This window comes from Flavobacterium sp. 123 (genome assembly GCF_003634825.1).
GTDB lineage: Bacteria > Bacteroidota > Bacteroidia > Flavobacteriales > Flavobacteriaceae > Flavobacterium.
Map to the genome: position 1 here is coordinate 1,617,140 of NZ_RBXD01000001.1, position 19,081 is coordinate 1,636,220.

Here is a 19,081-nt window from a genome sequence, read left to right on the forward strand (position 1 = left end):
CTATAATATAAATTAAAGCATAAATAAGTAAAATAACCCAAATAGGAATCGAGATTATTTTACAAGTTTTAAATAAATAAACCTTAGTTTTATCATGAAAGTATTTTCTAAAACACTATTATCTTTTTTAAGTTACTCTAGACTGTTAGTACTGTTTCTTTTTATAAGCAGTTTTAACGGTTATAGTCAGAATATAATTTCAATTCCTTTTTCCAATGGTTTTGTTGGAAATAATGTTGCTAATAATAAAGCCACAACAAGTTATTATCTCACAACTTTGGGTTGGTCAAATGTTCAGTTTGTCCAAAATTCTCCATCAGGAGTTTTTGTTGCACAAGGGAATGATATTATAGGTACGGTTTTAATAACAGACTCTTCAGGAACAGAAGTAGCAATTCAAGGAATTGTGAAATGGAGAGCGCCGAGTGGTAGTACCATTACCACTCCAGTATTTCAGCCAACAACTGGGACTAATGTTAGTTTAAGTACTACTAATTTAGGTCCTTATACTATTACGGATACAAAATATATTGGGTTAACTTATAATGGAGCTACTTTATCTATTTCGCCAGAGCCTGGTGACGTAACAGGTAATGCAGCAACTACAGGTATTTTAGACAGTTTTAATACTTATTTAGGTACTTTATCTAAAATATCTATCAGTGATGTTTCTGTTTCTGAAGGTGCTGGAACAGCTACTGTTACGGTATCTTTATCTGCGGCAAGTGCAAATGCAATTACAGTAAATTATGCTACTTCTGATGTTAGTGCAACTGCAGGATTTGATTATACGGCTAAAACAGGGGCATTGACTTTTGCTCCAGGTGAAACTTCAAAAACAATATCGGTTTCCATTATAGATGATGTTGATAAAGAAAATTTAGAGACATTTAATGTGGTGTTAACGGATGCTACTAATGCTGCAGTTATTGATGGAACAGGAATTGTTAGTATAGCAGATAATGATGGTTCAATATTTGTTTCAGGAGTAATACATTCATTTTCATCTTGCTCAGGTTCAGCTTCAGATACGCAAAGTTTTACGGTTTCAGGAACTAGTTTAACGGGAGATTTAATTATAGCAGCTCCTACAGGTTATGAAATTTCATTGACTTCGGGTTCTGGTTTTACAGATTCATTAAGTTTACCTCCATCAGATGGAATAGTTTCTAGTACAATTATTTATGTCAGATTAAAATCTGATGCTATAAACGGTTCTTCAGGTGATATTACTATTAATTCAATAGGTAAAATACAGAGAACTATTACATTATCATCAGCTGTAGTTTATCCAGTTTCTGTGGCTGGAAGTATTTCTGGAGCAACTCCAGTATGTTCTGGGACAAATAGTACGGTATTAACAGTATCGGGTTATACTGGAACAATTCAATGGCAGTCTTCAACAGATAATAGTACTTTCACAAACATTTCGGGAGAGACTTCATCAACTTATACTGCTACTAATTTAACTACTACTACTTATTATAGAGCAGTAGTGACAAGTGGTCTTTGTACTTCAGCTACTACTAGTGCTGTAGTTGTGACTGTTAATCCAATACCAGTTATTGCCAATAAAACCGCAACAATTTGTTCAGGATCTACTTTTACAGTTACTCCTGCCAATGAAACAGATGTTGTGCCAGCAGGGACTCTTTATACTTGGACCTATACAGACAATGTAAATGTAACTGGGGAGGCTAATAATGATGGTTCAGGATTTATTGGAGAATCAAATACAAACGATCCAGGATGGAATTACGGATTTGGAGATTCTTATATGATGGGAGATGGAGGCTGGATGAATAATCCGCAAGATGTGGGGCAATCCTTTACAGCAACTCAAAGCGCAACATTAACGGCTATAACTGTAAAATTTCCTTATATTGATTATAGTGGTAATGCTACACTTACGGTATATTCTGGAGCTGGTAATACAGGAAGTGTTTTGTCTACTCAAACCATTTCAGTTGATACAGCGGGTGAAATTACCTATACACTTGCTACACCTGTAAATACGATTAGTGGTCAAGTATATACTTTCGTATTATATTCTTATCCTGAAATGGGTGCAAGACTTACTATTTCACAAGATTTGTATAGTGGAGGAACATCTTATGTCTATCAGGGTCTTACAGGAGGTGCAGGAGGTTATGACTTATATTTTAAAACGCATTATGGTACAAGTCCATCCTCAACAATTTCGGGGACATTAACTAATATATCTAACACAGATCAAAATGTTGTTTATTCAGTAACCCCAGTTTCTTCTCAAGGTTGCTCAGGTACGCCATTTAATGTTACAGTTACCGTAAACCCAACATCAGTTGCTGGAACCATTACAGGTGCAGCAGCGGTTTGTTCTGGAACAAATAGTACTGTATTAACTTTATCTGGAAAAACAGGAAATGTAGTTAAGTGGCAATCGTCAGCAACTTCGGATTTTTCGGGAACTGTAACTGATATCAATTCTACAAGTACAACTTATACTGCGACTAATTTAGCTGCTACTACTTATTATAGAGCAGTGGTTCAAAGTGGTAGTTGTGCTTCAGCTACTACTAGTGCTGTAGTTGTGACTGTTAATCCAATACCAGTTATTGCCAATAAAACCGCAACAATTTGTTCAGGATCTACTTTTACAGTTACTCCTGCCAATGAAACAGATATAGTTCCAGCAGGAACACTTTATACTTGGACCTATACAGACAATGTAAATGTAACAGGTGAACAAAATAATATTGGGGAATCAACAACTAGAGATCCATTTGGTTCCTATATTTTTGGTGATTTGTCTGGTATGGATGGTGGTATAAGGGATGTAGGTCAATCTTTTACAGCTACACAAACAAGTAATTTAGATCAAATAATAGTATATTTTGATAGAATTTTATCTCCAGGAAGTGCAACATTAAAAGTATATTCGGGAGCAGGTATTTCAGGAAGTCTATTATCAACCCAAGCAGTTACAATCAATACTATAGGTGAAAATACTTTTACTTTGGCAACACCAATTAGCACAATTAGTGGTCAGGTATATACTTTTGTTTTTAACACTACAGTGGGGATGGAAGCAGGTATTAATGTAAGCTCAAATGCCTATAGCGGAGGTAAAGTTTATCTCTATGATTCAGGTGTTGAAAGTAACGAACCTACGGATTTATATTTTAAGACCCATTATACATCATCGGCAATTTCTGGAACATTAACAAATACTTCAACTACAAATCAAAATGTTGTTTATTCGGTAACACCTGTTTCTAATGGTTGCTCAGGTACTCCATTTAATGTAACGGTTACCGTAAACCCAACAACAGTTGCGGGAACAATTACAGGAGCTGCAACGGTATGTTCTGGAATCAATAGTACATTGTTGACTTTAGGAGGAAACACTGGATCTGTAGTTAAATGGCAATCATCAGAAACATCAGATTTTTCAGGAACTGTAACAGATATCAATTCTACAAGTACAACTTATACCGCGACTAATTTAGCTGCTACTACTTATTATAGAGCAGTGGTAACAAGTGGTAGTTGTGCTTCAGCTACTACTGATGCTGTAACCGTAACGGTTAATCCTTTGCCAGTTGCTACGATTTATGGGGTTAATACTATTTGCGAAGGCAATACAATTGTATTAAGTGCTACAGCAAGCAGTTCAGATATTAACTATACCGCTGTTAAAAGTCCTGAAGAAATTACTTCAAATTCTTCTTCGGGTTGGCAATCATTTACAAGTGGCGTGACTGGAAATTTAACTAAAGTAAGTTTTGGTTTTAAGAATACTTCTAATACTTCTTCATTTATAGCCAAATTAAATATTTATTCAGGTGAAGGTACTACAGGTACAAAATTGGTTTCACAATATGTAACGATTAATCAGCCTACAACTGGTTTTGTTTCTCAGGATTTTATATTAAATAGTCCAGTTGCCTTAACTGCAAATGCAGTATATACAGCGGAATTAGTAGCATCAGCTACTACTAATAAAATCAGTTTTTTAAATACTGATGCTTCAGGAAATCCTTCAGGAGGAACATCAAATGTAAATAGTAGTACAGATTATTATTTTACCAATGAAGTGATTCCGTCACCTTCAAATTTGAGTTTCCAATGGCAGGTTAATACAGGTACTGGATTTACGAATGTTGTTACAAATGGCACAAATCAATTCATTTCACCTGCAATAGCTGGTGATTATAAAGTTACAATTACTGATACTACAACTGGTTGTTCTAACACCAGTGCTGCAAAAACAGTTACTGTAGATCCGAAACCAATTGCTAATGCTGGTGCTGATGTACAAATATGTGGAACTAATGCAGCTTCATACCAACTTGTTAATGCAAGTACTACAAACACATCAACCATTTATTGGTTTTCTAATGGTACGGGTACTTTTAGTAGTCAATCTATTGCTCAACCTACTTATACTCCTTCAGCTGCTGATATTATAGCAGGTTCAGTAAATTTAACAATGGTGGTAAGTGGTTCTGGAACTTGTGCATCCGAAGTAGGTTTCGATCAAATGAAACTTAGTTTTGCATTGGCACCAAAAGCAAATGCCGGACTTGATGCTACGGTTTGTTCAAATGGTAGTTTTAACACAGCTGCGACTGCAACAAATGGTACGGTACTTTGGACGACTTCAGGAAATGGAAGTTTTAATAATGCAACATTAGAAAATCCAATTTACACACCTGGTTCAAATGATATCACAGCAGGTACAGTTACTTTAACCATGACCGTTACTGGTTCAGTGGCAGGTTGTACTTCTGAGGCTTCTTCTGATACCGTTGTATTGACTGTAACGCCAACAGCCACTGCTTACGCAGGCCCTTCTGAAGTCGCTGTTTGTACAGGCTTATCCTATACTGCAAGCAATGCAGTAGCAACGAATAAAACATCAATTTTGTGGACAACTTCAGGAAATGGAAGTTTTAATGATGCTACACAAGAAAAACCTATTTATACTCCTTCATCTGACGATATAGCAGCTGGTTCTGTAGTATTAACAATGACTGTAACTGGAAATGCATCATGTAACGCAGTTGCTGAAATTAGATTATTATTCTCTCCTGTTCCTACTGCAAATGCAGGAACTAACGACGGAATATGTTCAGATGCTACTTTTACAACAGTTGGAACCGCTAGCGGTGGTACGATTAAATGGACTACTTCAGGAGAAGGGTCATTCGATGATGATACCGCTTTAAATGCAGTTTATACACCTGCTTCAACGGATACTGTTGTTACCTTAACAATGACTGTTACTGGTACAAATGAATGTGAAACATTAGCACCAATTGTTGATACAATGGTATTAACAGTTTCACCTGCACCTACTGCAGATGCAGGACCTACAACAGCAAGTATGTGTTCAAACAGTACGTATCAAACGCAAGGAGCAGCTACTAATGGAGCTATCACTTGGTCTACTTCAGGTACAGGTACATTTAGCGATAGTACTATAGCAAATCCTATTTATACACCAAGTGAAGCAGATAAATTAGCCGAAAATGTTACATTAACAATTAAAGTTGTTGGTAATTCAGGAAGTTGTGTAGGAAATATTAAAACGGATTCAATCGAATTAACAATTTCGCCAAATCCAACTGTAAATGCAGGACCTGCTACAGCGATAATATGTGGAGGAACTACTTATCAAACACAAGGAACTGCTACAAATGGTGCTATAAAATGGACAACATCAGGTTCAGGAACCTTTAATAATGATACTATTGCTACACCTATATATACACCAGGCGTAACGGAAACTTCAGGCACAGTTACACTTACTATGACTGTTACTGGTCTTAATGGATGTGCTCTTGATGTACCAACAGATACGGTTGTTTTATCTATTTTTACTACCACTGCAGTAGTTACGTCTAGTAATGTAAGTTGTAATGATGGAGCGGATGGTTTTGCTTCAGTTGTTGCTTCAGGTGGTACAACACCTTATACGTATGTTTGGTATAAAGGAACTACTAGATTAAGCCAAACAGGAAATGAACTTCCAAATTTACTAGCTGGAGATTACAGTTGTGTCGTTACAGATGTGAATGGATGTTCAGTAACTAAATTATTTACAATAACACAGCCAACTGCTTTAGCGGTTACATCATCTCAAACTAATATAACTACAAATAATGGTACTGATGGAAGTGCAAAAGTCGTAGTTACTGGAGGAACAGCGCCATATACATATTCTTGGTCACCTTCTGGAGGAACAACAGATACAGCTACTGATTTGTCCGCAGGGAATTATACTTGTACTATAGTAGATGCAAAAGGTTGTTCCATTTTACAGGAATTTAGCATAACAGAACCAAGTGCTTTCTCTGCTACTACTACTTCTACTAATATTACTTGTAATGGCACTTTAAATGGTACAGCCACAGTTACAGCTACAGGTGGTAGATTACCATATACTTATTTATGGTCTAATAATGCTACAACATCCTCTATTACAGGATTAGCCCCTAATACTTATACTTGTACGATTACTGAAAATAATGGTGCTGGGATTTCAATAACCAAATCTTTCAACATAACTCAGCCATCAGTATTGGTAGCAAGTACTTTGCAAACTAATGTTGGAATCAACGGGCAAAACACAGGTTCAGCTACAGTTAATGTTTCTGGAGGTACTGCACCATACACTTATTCTTGGGATAATTCAGCTAGTATATCTGCAACTGCTTCTAATTTAGCTGCTGGTAATTATGTATGTACTATAACAGATGCAAATGGGTGTGTTTTAACTAAAGACTTTACAATAACACAACCTGCTATTTTTGCAGTTAACTCTGGTTCAACAATTGCAACAAATATATTATGTTTTGGTTCTGCTACCGGAACAGCTACAGTTGTAGTGACAGGGGGAGTTGCGCCATACGTGTATTCATGGTCTCCAAATGTGTCAACAGGAGCATCCGCTTCTAATTTAGTTGCTGGGACTTATGTATGTACAATTACGGATGCTAATGGAGCAACTGTGACTAAAAACTTTACAATTACACAACCATCATCTACTTTAAGCGCTACTGCAGTTTCTTCTGCAATTTCTTGTTATGGAGGAACTATTACAGCCAGTGTTACCGCGTCTGGAGGAGTTGGGCCTTATACTTATTTATGGTCACCATCAGGAGGAAATTCAAGTGCCGCTACTTTAAGTGCAGGATCTTATATTTGTACTATTACAGATGCGAATGGTTGTATCGTCACTAAAAACTTTACAATTACGCAACCTACATCCGCATTAAGTGCGACCACTAACCAAACAAATATTGCTGTTTATGGAGCTTCAACGGGATCAGCTACTGTTACTGTTTTAGGCGGTACAGCTCCATATAGCTATGCTTGGTCACAAGGCGGTACAGCTGCAACAGTTTCAAACTTAATTGCTGGGGATTATACTTGTGTTATAACAGATGCTAAGGGTTGTTCAGTGACTAAAAATTTTGCAATCACTCAAGCTACTTCAATGATAGCCTCGGTGGCAAATACTAATGTGAGTTGCTACGGAGGAAATGACGGATCAGCAATAGTATCTAATGTATCTGGTGGATCTTCAAATTATACTTATTTATGGTCTCCTTCAGGAGGCAATACACCAGTGGCATCAGGATTGAGTGCTGGTACTTATACTTGTTACATTACGGATTCTAATGGTGCTTTTATAACTAAAACGGTTACTATAACTCAACCGAATGCAGCTCTTTCTGCAACAATAGCTAAAGTTGATCCTACAGTTAATGGAGCTTCGACTGGTTCAGCTTCGGTATCTGTTTCAGGAGGAACGCCTGAATATACTTACTCATGGTCTAATGGCGCGTCAACTCCTGTTGCGACAGGTTTAGAAGCCGGTACATATACTTGTACAATTACGGATGCAAAAGGGTGTTCTATAAATAAATCAATTGTACTTTATCAACCTACAGCTTTAGTTGTAAATACTGCTAAAACAGATGTAAGTTGTAATGGTGGGGCAAATGGTACTGCTGGAGTTTCGGCTTCTGGAGGAGTATTACCATATACTTATGTTTGGTCACCTTCTGTAGGTTTAGGTGCTACTTTAAGCGGTTTGTCTTCAGGAACTTATAGTTGTACTGTTACAGATGCTAATGGAGCTAGTGTTCAAAAAACAATCAATATATTAGAACCAGCAGCGTTATCTACTTCAGTTTCACAATTGAATGTTGGTTGTAACGGCCTAGCTTCGGGATCAGCAACTGTTACTGTAACAGGAGGAGTTTCTCCATATACATATTCTTGGTATCCATCTGGAGGAATTACAGCAACAGCTTCAAATTTAGTAGCTGGAAATTATTCCTGTGTTGTAACTGATAGTAATGGATGTACAGTGACTCGAAACATTACAATTTCTCAAGCTCCAATATTAAGTGCAACTACATCAAAAGTAGATGTAAAATGTAATGCAGATAATACCGGTTCTGCTACAGTTTCTGTAACAGGAGGAAATCCATCATATTCTTATTTATGGTCCAATGGAGAAACAACCCCAACGGCAAGTAATTTAGCTGCAGGAAGTTATTCTTGTACTATCACAGATGCTAACGGATGTAGTTTAGTTAAAAATTTTACAATTAATCAGCCATCTGTTTTAAGCGCTACGGTGTCTCAAACTAATGTGATCTGTTTCGGACAAGCAACAGGTTCGGCTTCGGTTACTGTTTCAGGAGGAGTTTCGCCATACACGTATTCTTGGTCTCCATCTGGTGGAAACTTTGCTTCAGCAAATAACCTAGTTGCAGGAACTTATACATGTACTATAACAGATACTAATGATTGTATTTTAGTTAAAACTTTTACAATCAGCGAATCAGAACAGATACCAACTCCAATATCGAATGCAGGACCTAGTACAGCTAGTATTTGTGCAGGCTTGACCTATCAAACTGATGGTACAGCAAGTGGAGGTGTTATTTTATGGACATCAAGTGGCTCAGGTACTTTTGATAGTCCTGCAAGCGCCAATGCTATTTATACACCAAGTGCTGCTGACAAAGCTACAGGAACGGTTGTGTTGACGATGACAGTTACTCCTCCTGGGAATTGTAACATTCCTACAGCTTCTGATAGTGTAGTATTAACGATTTATCCAGTTTCTGCTGGGGGAATTGTTGCAGGAACTTCAACGGTATGTACTGGAACTAATAGTACAACTTTGAAATTATCAGAATATACAGGAAGTATTCAATGGCAATCTTCAACTAATAACAGTACGTTTGAAGATATTCCATCGGCAAATGCGGCTACTTATACAGTGTCAAATTTGACTACTACAACTTATTATAGAGCAGTATTGACTAGCGGAGTTTGCTCTTCTTCGGAATCTTCAGTAGCTACTATTACGGTTAGCCCTTCTTCGGTAGCTGGTGTTATTTCTGGAGGGACTTCAGTATGTTCAGGAACAAACAGCACAACATTGTCATTGGCAGGGAATTTGGGAGCTATTCAATGGCAATCTTCTACTGATAATGTTACGTTTAATGATATTGTTGGAGCTACTTCGACTACTTATTCAGCAACAAATTTAACTACAACTAAATATTATAGAGTTGCAGTAAGAAATAGTGTTTGCTCAGTTGCATATTCCACTTCAGCAATAATTGCTGTGAATCCTATTCCAGTTGCTGATGCAGGGCCTGCTACTACAATTATATGTGGAGGTTCTCCATTTACAGCTTCTGCAAATGCACAAAATGGTACTGTCATCTGGTCTATTGTTTCAGGAACAGGAACTTTTGCTAATGCAACAATCGCAAATGCAATATATACACCAAGTATTGCGGATATTGCAAATGGAAGTGTAACACTAAGAATGACTGTTACAGGGTCGTCATTAGGATGTGGGGAAAATTCAGCTTCTGACACCATAGTGATAAATATTAACGCTCCAGCTGCTCCAACTGCAAATGCTACACAAAATATTTGTTATGCGGGTAGTCCTAAAGTGAGTAATTTAAAAACAACTATGGGATTAGGAGTTAAATGGTATTTAAATTCGATAGGCGGTTCTGCATTAGATCCTAATACTAATTTAGTATCTGGAACTACTTATTATGGAACACAAACTGTTTCAGGATGCGAAAGTATTGCAAGAACAGCAGTTTATGTGAATCTTACATGTGCATTAACCGCTGTAACAGATAATTTTACTCCAATAAATGGATACACTGGAGGAATAACTCCTTCGGTATTGAATAATGATTTGTTAAACGGAGCCCAAGTTGTTCCTTCTGAAATTATACTTTCAGGGGTTACAATACCGTCAGGATTTGTCTTGAATGCTAATGGAACAGTCACGGTGCTTCCAGGAACAGCTTCAGGTGTTTATAATTTGACTTATAAAATATGTGAAGTTGCAAATCCGTCTAACTGTAGTCAAGTTGTAACGAATATAGTTGTTTCTACAACAACTATTATCGCTCAAAGTGATGCCTTCGGTCCTTTAAATGGAGTGAAAGGAGAGACAACATTATCTGTATTGAATAATGATTACTTAAATAGTGTTATAGTATCACCTTTAGAGATTAACCTTTCTGCTGTAATTACACCTTCGGGATTAACCTTAAATGCAAATGGAACAATTACTATTGCTCCAGGAACACCTTCAGGAATATATGAACTTAAGTATAAAATAGCTGAAAAATTAAACCCTACTAATACGAGTCAAACTATTGCAGCGATTACTGTTGGAGCTTGTTTAGATTTTCCAATTAATGATTGCGATGGAGATGGTGTTACAAATGGACAGGAGTTAATTGATGCTACTGACCCAAGCGATGCATGTTCTCTTAAATTTGCTTCTCAAACAGTTGAGACTCTTACGGCTTGGAATGATGCTGATTGTGATGGAGATGGAGTGACTAATGCACAAGAAGTAATCGATGGAACAGATCCTACTGATATGTGTGCTTTCATATTTTCTAACAGTACAGTGTCAACATTAGCGGTTTGGAATAATTCAGATTGCGATGGTGATGGAGTTAAAAATGGTCAAGAAGTTATTGACGCTACTGATCCAAATGATTTATGCTCATTAAATCCAGTACATATTTCTGAAGAAACAAGTTTGGCTTGGAATAATGCAGATTGTGATGGAGACGGTGTTAAAAATAATCAAGAAATTCTTGACGGAACGAACCCAACAGATTTATGTTCATTCAATCCAAATCATATCACCCTAGCAACAACTAGTGCATGGAAAGCTGCTGATTGTGATGGTGATGGTGTTACAAATGGACAAGAAATTCTTGACGGAACTAATCCTACTGATTTATGTTTATTTGTTGAGGCAAATCAAACAGTAACTACAAGTAATTTATGGAATAATTCAGATTGTGATGGAGATGGAGTAACCAATCGTAAAGAAATACTTGATGGTACTGATTCATTAGACTTATGTTCTTTTGTGTTATCTCACCAAACGGTTTTGTCAAATCAGATCTGGAATAATTCAGATTGTGATGGAGATGGAGTTATTAATGCTCGTGAAGTAGCAGATAAAACAGATCCAATAGATCCTTGCTCATTAATAGCAACAAATCAAACATTAGGGACAAGTGATTCATGGGATAACTTAGATTGTGATGGAGATGGTGTTACTAACGGACAAGAAATAAAAGACAAAACGGATGTAAATAATTATTGTAGTTCGGTTCCAGCTAATGTTACTTTGCCATTATCAATGCAATTCTTAGACGATGATTGTGATGGAGATGGAATTATCAACAGTACTGAAATTGGTCCAGATCCAAAACTACCATCAAATTATAATGGCAATGAAATACCAGATTATCTAGAGGTAAATAATAGCACAGATCCAAAAGATGATTTAAAAGTGTTTCAATCGCTTACGCCAAATGGAAACGGTGAAAATGATGTGTTTGTAATTAGTAACATTGATTTGTTTCCAAACAATACAGTAACTGTTTTCAATAGATGGGGAGTTATAGTATATCAAGAAGATGGATATGGAACTAATGACAGGTATTTCAGAGGTTATTCTGATGGTCAATGTACCATGGATAGAGGGGTTGGATTACCTGCTGGAACTTATTTTTATCAAATACGTTATACGACAAATGAAGGAATACAAAAAACAAGTACAGGATACCTCTTCATTAACAAATAAAATTTATTTATGGACATCAATAAATCATCAAACAATAAAATTAAAATGATGAAAAAGACAATTTTTGTAATTGTATTCTTTTGTACAGTAGCTATCTACGCACAACAAGAACCTCAGTATACCCAGTATATGTATAATACTACTATTGTGAATCCTGCTTATGCGGGTTCAAATGGGAATTTAAAGCTCTTTGGTCTCTACAGAGCTCAATGGGTAGGTTTAGAAGGAGCTCCAACTACGGCCAATTTCTCCATGCATAAACCTATTGAGGGTACTAAAATGGGCTTTGGTGTTTCGGTATTAAATGATAAAATTGGACCAAGTGATGAGACACAGTTAGCGGTTGACCTGTCATACACACTGTTTTTAAATAAAGACAATAGATTAGCATTTGGTGTCAAAACCTCTGGAAATATATTGAATATTGATTACAGTAAGATTTCAGAATATAATCCGGGAGAAAATATGGTGAGTAACAATATTTCTAATAGATTCTCTCCAAACTTAGGACTTGGATTATTTTATTACAATGATAACAGTTATTTAGGATTGTCTATACCAATGATATTAGATGCTAAACGCTATGATGATGTAGTTAGCTCTTCCGTAAATCAAAGATATCATTTGTATTTAATGGGAGGAAAAGTGTTTGATTTAAATTATGATTTAAAATTTAAGCCTGCATTTGTTGTTAAATCAACTGAAGGAACACCTTTGCAATTAGATTTGACTGCAAACATGTTATACAATAATAAATTTTCTTTCGGGATGTCTTACAGATGGAATATAGCAGTAAGTGCCATGGCAGGTTTTCAAATTAATGACAATTTATTCGTAGGTTATGGATACGATAGAGAAACCTCTAGACTAACTAAAATAGTTTCGGGTTCTCATGAACTATTTTTAGTTTTTGATATTTTTAGAAATAAATCACGAATAGATACACCAAGATACTTTTAAAATGGATACGAAAAAAATATTATTCCTATTTATACTATGCCCTTTGTTGGTGTTTTCACAACAAAATGCAATTAAAGAAGCAGATAAAAAAGTTAAGAATTTCGAATATTTAGCTGCAATTAAAATATACGAAAGACTATACAAAAACGGTCAAGCTACTCCAGAAGTAATGGAAAATTTAGCTAACATTTATTATAAAAATGCCGCTTATGTTCTGGCAAATAAGTGGTTTGCTAAATTATATACGATAACACCTCAGATGAAAAGCGAGAGTCACTATCGGTATGCACAAACTTTGAAAACGGTAGGATTATCTGAACAGTCTAAAGAGCAATTGGAATTGTTTAAAAAACAGAGCCCAAATCAAATCAGAACCTTATTATTAAATGCACCATCTGATAGAAAACCATTGTTTGAATTCTCAAATATAAAACCATTGCTTTTTAATTCAGAACTCTCAGACTTTGGAACAACATTAAAAGGGGATACTCTACTGTTCTCTAGCGCAAGGGGAAATGCTTTGTCAAATACTATTTATCCTAGAACAGGACAGTATTTTATTAAGATTTATGAAACGGTTAAAAAAGATAATAATGATTTTAGTGAGCCAAAATTGTTTTCTAAAGCAAGTTATTCTGACTATCATGAAACTACACCAGTATTTTCAAAAGATGGTAAGACCATGTATTATACTCAAAATAGATTGTTAGGCTCCTCAGTTAATGAATCACAGAGTAACGAGTTTGAATTATTTAAATCTGTTTTTGAAAATGGTAAATGGATAACTAAAGGTGGATTGTCTTTTGCGCAAAAAGATTCTGTTCGAATCGCACATCCCGCAATAAGTCCCGATGGTAAAAGTTTGTTTTTTGCCTCTGATATGGCTGGAACATTTGGAGATTCAGACTTGTTCAAAATAGAGATAAATGAAGATGGTTCTTTTGGAAAAATTAGTCATTTGCCTAATACGATTAACACGGAAGGAAGAGAAACATATCCTTTTGTGACTAAAAACAATACGTTGATTTTTGCTTCAGATGGACATCCGGGTAATGGGGGATTGGATTTATTTTCAATAGATTTAACAGATGTTAATGCAAAAGTTATTCATCTTGGAAATGATATCAATTCGTCATATGATGATTTCGGATTAATAATTGACAATCAGAATTCGAGAGGGTATTATACGTCAAACAAACCTGGAGGAATGGGCGATGATGATATTTACTCTTTTGATGTTATAGAAAAACCTAATTTAGACAAATTAAAAGGGTTGCCTTTAGTTTTAGATGTTGTCATTAGAGATGAAAAGACGAACAAAACTTTGGATAATGTCTCTGTTTCAATAACTAATTCGGATAATAGTATAATAGCAAATGCCAAGACAGATCTTGAGGGTAAAATTAATTTTAATACCATAATGCCTAATTCTGTTTATACAGTTAAATTAGAAAAAGATAAGTATATTCTAAAAGAAGTTGAGTTAAGAATGGATGCTGAGAATAAAATTTCTACAATTTTATTAAGTAAAATGCTAGGAGATTTTGATATTAGTAAAGTGCCTACAGTGGTTGATTATGATGTTGCTGCTGATTTACAAATTGATAAAATTTATTTCGATTTAAATAAACATACTATTCGTGATGATGCTAAATTAAAGCTTAATAATTTAGTTGCCTATATGAATCTTCATCCAAGAGTTAATATTGAAATAGGATCACATACTGATAGTAGAGCTTCAAAAGAGTATAATTTAATTTTATCTCAAAAGAGAGCTCAGTCTATTTTGAATTATCTTACTGCAAAAGGAATTGTAGCATCAAGATTAATTGCTGTGGGTTATGGAGAATTAAAACTTACAAATAATTGCTCTGATGGAGTAAAATGTTCAGAAAACGAGCATGAAAAAAATAGAAGAAGTACTTTTTTGATTATTAAATAATTTATATTAAAAGGGTTATTTATGTAATAATCTATACAGTTTAGCTGTTGTAAACTGATTCCCTTCTGCAAATAAATGCTTCCTTTTTAGGAGGCATTTTTTATTTCAAAACTTCTTTTTTTGAGTCAAATAAATCCAAATTATAGTTCTTTCAATAAAGGATATACACGTTTAAATTTATCGAAATTTTGTTCGTAAACCTTTTTGTTTAGAGGATTTGGTAAAAATAATTTCATGGGTGGATTATCGTCCGAAACTTCTATTTTTATAGATTTCATGCCCAATAATACAGCGCCCCAAGCGGATCCTTCCGTAGTTTCTGATACTGCTACATTCATTTGGAAAATATCCGCAACCATTTGTAACCAAAGTTCGCTTTTTCCAAAACCTCCACTGGCCATAATGGTAGTTTCGTGTCTTTTATCTAAATCAGGAAGCAAGATTTCGGTTACGCTTAATAATCCAAATAAAATACCTTCTAAAGTTGCTCTAATAAAATGAGCGCTGCTGTGAATTATACGAATTCCTAAAAGCGTTCCTTCGGCGGAGGCATCCCAAATTGGAGCTCTTTCTCCAAGTAAATAAGGGACAAAAAGTAATCCTTCTGAACCTGCAGGAATTTTTTCTGCTTCTTCAAATAGTGTTTCAAAGGAATCATTCGTTTTTAATATAGATTCTTTGAGCCATTGTAAAATAATTGCGCCATTATTTACAGCTCCTAATTTCAAGTATTGATTGCCTATTAAATGGTAACATTGAGTACGCATTTCAGCATCAATATAAGGTTTGTCAATGGGCAATCGAACCGCTCCACTAGTGCCAATTGTAAGTGCAATTCGTCCTTGTTTCATTGCTCCAGTGCCTAAATTTGCCAGTGCACCATCGCCACCACCAAGAATATAAAGAAAATTATCAGCGAGTCCTCTGCCCTGATGAGTTGGACTGTAAATAGTTGAAAGTTGGTTTTCACTTATAGTTAAATAATCTAAGATGTCTATCTCCCATTTTAAAGTATGAATATTCATTAAGCCAGTACCCGAGGTCATTGAAGAATCAATAGCATATTCACCCGTTAGTTTTTGCCAAACATATTCTTTTATACTTATAAATTTATATGTTTTCAGAAAAACTTCGGTATCAAATTCTTTGAACCAAGCAATTTTGGTCATTGGAGAAAAAGGGTGAATCGGGATTCCAGTTTTTTGATAAAAGTCTTTCCCTTGTTTGGAATTTTTTAGTTTTTCAGCCCATGCATGGGATCTGTTATCAGCCCACAAAACAGCATCAGTAATAGGATTTCCATCTTTGTTGACCGCTATGATACTTTGCATAGCCGAACTGAAACTGATAAATTCTGGTTTGATTCCTTTTGTGATTTCTGCTATGCAAGCCAATACTGCGTCCAAAATCTCATCTGGTTTTTGAACACTCCAATCTGGTTTGGGATGATACATAGGATAGGAATGAGAAAACTGCCGAATAACTTTCCCGTTAATATCAAAACATACCGCCTTAGTTGCAGTTGTGCCAATGTCAATTCCTATGTAAAATGATTCCATGTCTTGGGTTTAGATGCTTTAATTTTTATCCTACGAATAGATTCAGAACTAATACGCCAACCAATCCCATAATTCCAATGATTGTTTCCATTGCAGTCCAAGTTTTGAAAGTGTCAACAACACTGATGCCAAAATATTCTTTGAACATCCAGAAACCAGTATCGTTTACATGAGAACACATCAAACTTCCAGCTCCAATAGAAAGCACCATCAATTCAGGACTTATTCCAGAACTCGCTACTAAAGGTTGTACAATTCCTGCAGCTGTTAATCCCGCTACGGTTGCGGAGCCTAATGCAATACGAATTATGGTAGCAATAAGCCATCCCAAAAGCAAAGGAGAAAGCGTTGATTGTTCAAAAAAAGCAGCTAAATCAGTTCCAATCCCACTGTCTATAAGCACTTGTTTGAAAGCGCCTCCAGCACCAATAATCATAATAATCATTGTGGCTGAACTAAGTGCAGTACTCGATTTGGTCATAATATCCTGCATTTTCTGACCGCGGTTTATTCCTAAGATAAAAATAGCAAAAAGAACCGCAATTAACATTGAAGTTGTTGGGTTGCCAATAAATCCTAATAGATGTCGTAAGGAAGATTCTTCGGGTAATACTAATTCACTTAGTGTTGCTAACGCCATCAGAATAACAGGTACTAAAGCGGTTAGAATACTAATTCCAAAAGCAGGCATTTCGGTTTCGCTAAAGGTTCTGTTTTCGAATAATCCTTTGGGAGGATTGGCCACAATTTTTTTGATAAACTCAGGAAAAACAATTCCCGCCATAATTAGAGCGGGTATCGCAACGATGAGTCCGTAGAGTAAAGTTTTACCAATATCAGCTTTGAAAATTACTGCAATTGCTGTTGGTCCTGGATGAGGCGGTAAAAAACCGTGAGTTATAGAAAGCGCAGATGCCATTGCAACTCCGATGTAAATAATTGGTTGCTTTGTGTTTTTGGCAACAGCAAAAACCATTGGAATCAGAATAATAAACCCAGCATTGTAGAACATCGAAATTCCTACAGCAAATCCTGTAATCAATAGCGCCCATTTAATATTTTTTATACCAAAGGAGTCAATCATTTTGACACTTATTCGCTGAGCCGCTCCACTATCTGAAAGAATGTTTCCTAAAATAACACCTAAAGCAATAATAAAAATCAAGGAGCCTAAAGTACTTCCAATTCCTTCTTGTACCGAATTGATAATATCAGGAAAAAACATGCCTTTTGTAATTCCAACAAATAAGGAAGCAAGTATTAAGGAAAGGAAAGCATTAAGTTTTACAGCTGATATTAAGACAAGTAATAAAACAATGCTTGCAATCAAAAGAAGTATAGACATGGAGCAGAATTTGAAAAGTTAGAAATTATTTACGATGGTTTTCGCTAATTATAAACGAGACTAATTACTCGTTTTTTTCAACTGCATGTCCTCCAAATTCATTGCGAAGTGCCGCCACAACTTTTCCAGAAAAAGTATCTTGCATCTGAGAACGGTAACGCATCATTATTGATAAGGCAATAACGGGAGTTGGAACGCCTAAATCCAAAGCGGTTTCCAGCGTCCATTTGCCTTCGCCAGAAGAATGCATAATTCCCTTGATACCATCCAATTTTGGATCTTTCGAAAAAGCATTTTCGGTGAGTTCCATTAACCAACTTCGAACCACAGAGCCATGATTAAAAAGCTTAGCCGTTTTTTCGAAATCAATATCAAATTCAGAATGTTCAAAAACCTCAAAACCTTCTGCAATTGATTGCATCATACCATATTCAATTCCATTATGAACCATTTTTGTGAAATGACCACTTCCTGCTGCGCCAGTATATAAATGCCCATTTTCAACTGAAATATCTTTGAAAACTTGCGCAACATATTCAAAAACTTCTGCGTCTCCGCCAATCATTGTGCAAGCGCCATTTAAAGCTCCAGAAGTTCCGCCAGAAGTTCCACAGTCTAGAAAGTCAATTCCTTTTTCTTTTAGTTGGGCATATCTGCGTTTTGAATCTTTGTAATTTGAGTTTCCGCCATCAATTATAATGTCATTTTTTTCTAAAAAAGGCAGTAAAGAGGTAATTACAGTATCTACTATTTCTCCAGCAGGAACCATAAGCCAAATTACTTTTCTAGCAGTTAGTTTTTGGCACAATTCAGAAACAGAATAGGCAGTATTGATTCCTTCTTTATTAATTTTTTCTACAAAGTCAGTATTAACATCTTGAGCGACTACTTCGTAACCGTTTCGTTTTAAATTTAGGGCAAGGTTAAAGCCCATTTTTCCTAATCCTATAATTCCAATTTGCATTGTTTTTGGTTTTTAAGTATGTAAAATTTTAAGTAACTAATTAAAATATCTAAAGTAAAAATATTGGTTTTAATTTCTTAAAGATATGATTTAATATAAAAATAATTATTTTTTTAATTTTCAGACCGTTTTTGATGTGCTTAAGAAA

General features: G+C 35.5%; 6 protein-coding genes. 3 read left to right on the forward strand and 3 right to left on the reverse strand.

Annotation, left to right across the window (positions count from 1 at the left end; genetic code table 11):
- The first annotated feature begins 94 nt into the window (after nt 1-94).
- From C8C88_RS07120 to C8C88_RS07130, 3 genes are read left to right on the forward strand one after another with little or no spacing between them, the layout of a single operon-like run.
- A complete protein-coding gene (locus tag C8C88_RS07120; protein WP_121337444.1) occupies nt 95-12,163 on the forward strand; it encodes a gliding motility-associated C-terminal domain-containing protein in 12,069 nt (4,022 codons plus the stop codon).
- Nucleotides 12,164-12,172: 9 nt separating this feature from the next.
- A complete protein-coding gene (locus C8C88_RS07125; protein ID WP_121337445.1) occupies nt 12,173-13,123 on the forward strand; it encodes a type IX secretion system membrane protein PorP/SprF in 951 nt (316 codons plus the stop codon).
- 1 nt (nt 13,124) lies between these two features.
- Nucleotides 13,125-15,065, forward strand: coding sequence for an OmpA family protein (locus tag C8C88_RS07130; RefSeq protein ID WP_121337446.1), 1,941 nt, complete (start codon nt 13,125-13,127; stop codon nt 15,063-15,065).
- Nucleotides 15,066-15,205: 140 nt separating this feature from the next.
- Here C8C88_RS07130 and C8C88_RS07135 read toward each other — a convergent pair whose 3' ends face one another.
- The 3 genes from C8C88_RS07135 to gnd all read right to left on the reverse strand — a co-directional run bounded on the left by C8C88_RS07135 (nt 15,206) and on the right by gnd (nt 18,933).
- A complete protein-coding gene (locus tag C8C88_RS07135; RefSeq protein ID WP_121337447.1) occupies nt 15,206-16,624 on the reverse strand; it encodes a gluconokinase in 1,419 nt (472 codons plus the stop codon).
- A 25-nt stretch (nt 16,625-16,649) separates the two neighbouring features.
- Entirely contained in the window at nt 16,650-17,969 is a 1,320-nt protein-coding gene (locus C8C88_RS07140) for a gluconate:H+ symporter (protein ID WP_121337448.1), read from the reverse strand.
- A 64-nt stretch (nt 17,970-18,033) separates the two neighbouring features.
- Nucleotides 18,034-18,933, reverse strand: a complete 900-nt coding sequence (gene gnd / locus C8C88_RS07145) for a phosphogluconate dehydrogenase (NAD(+)-dependent, decarboxylating) (RefSeq protein WP_121337449.1) — start codon at nt 18,931-18,933, stop codon at nt 18,034-18,036.
- Between the last annotated feature and the right edge of the window lie 148 nt (nt 18,934-19,081).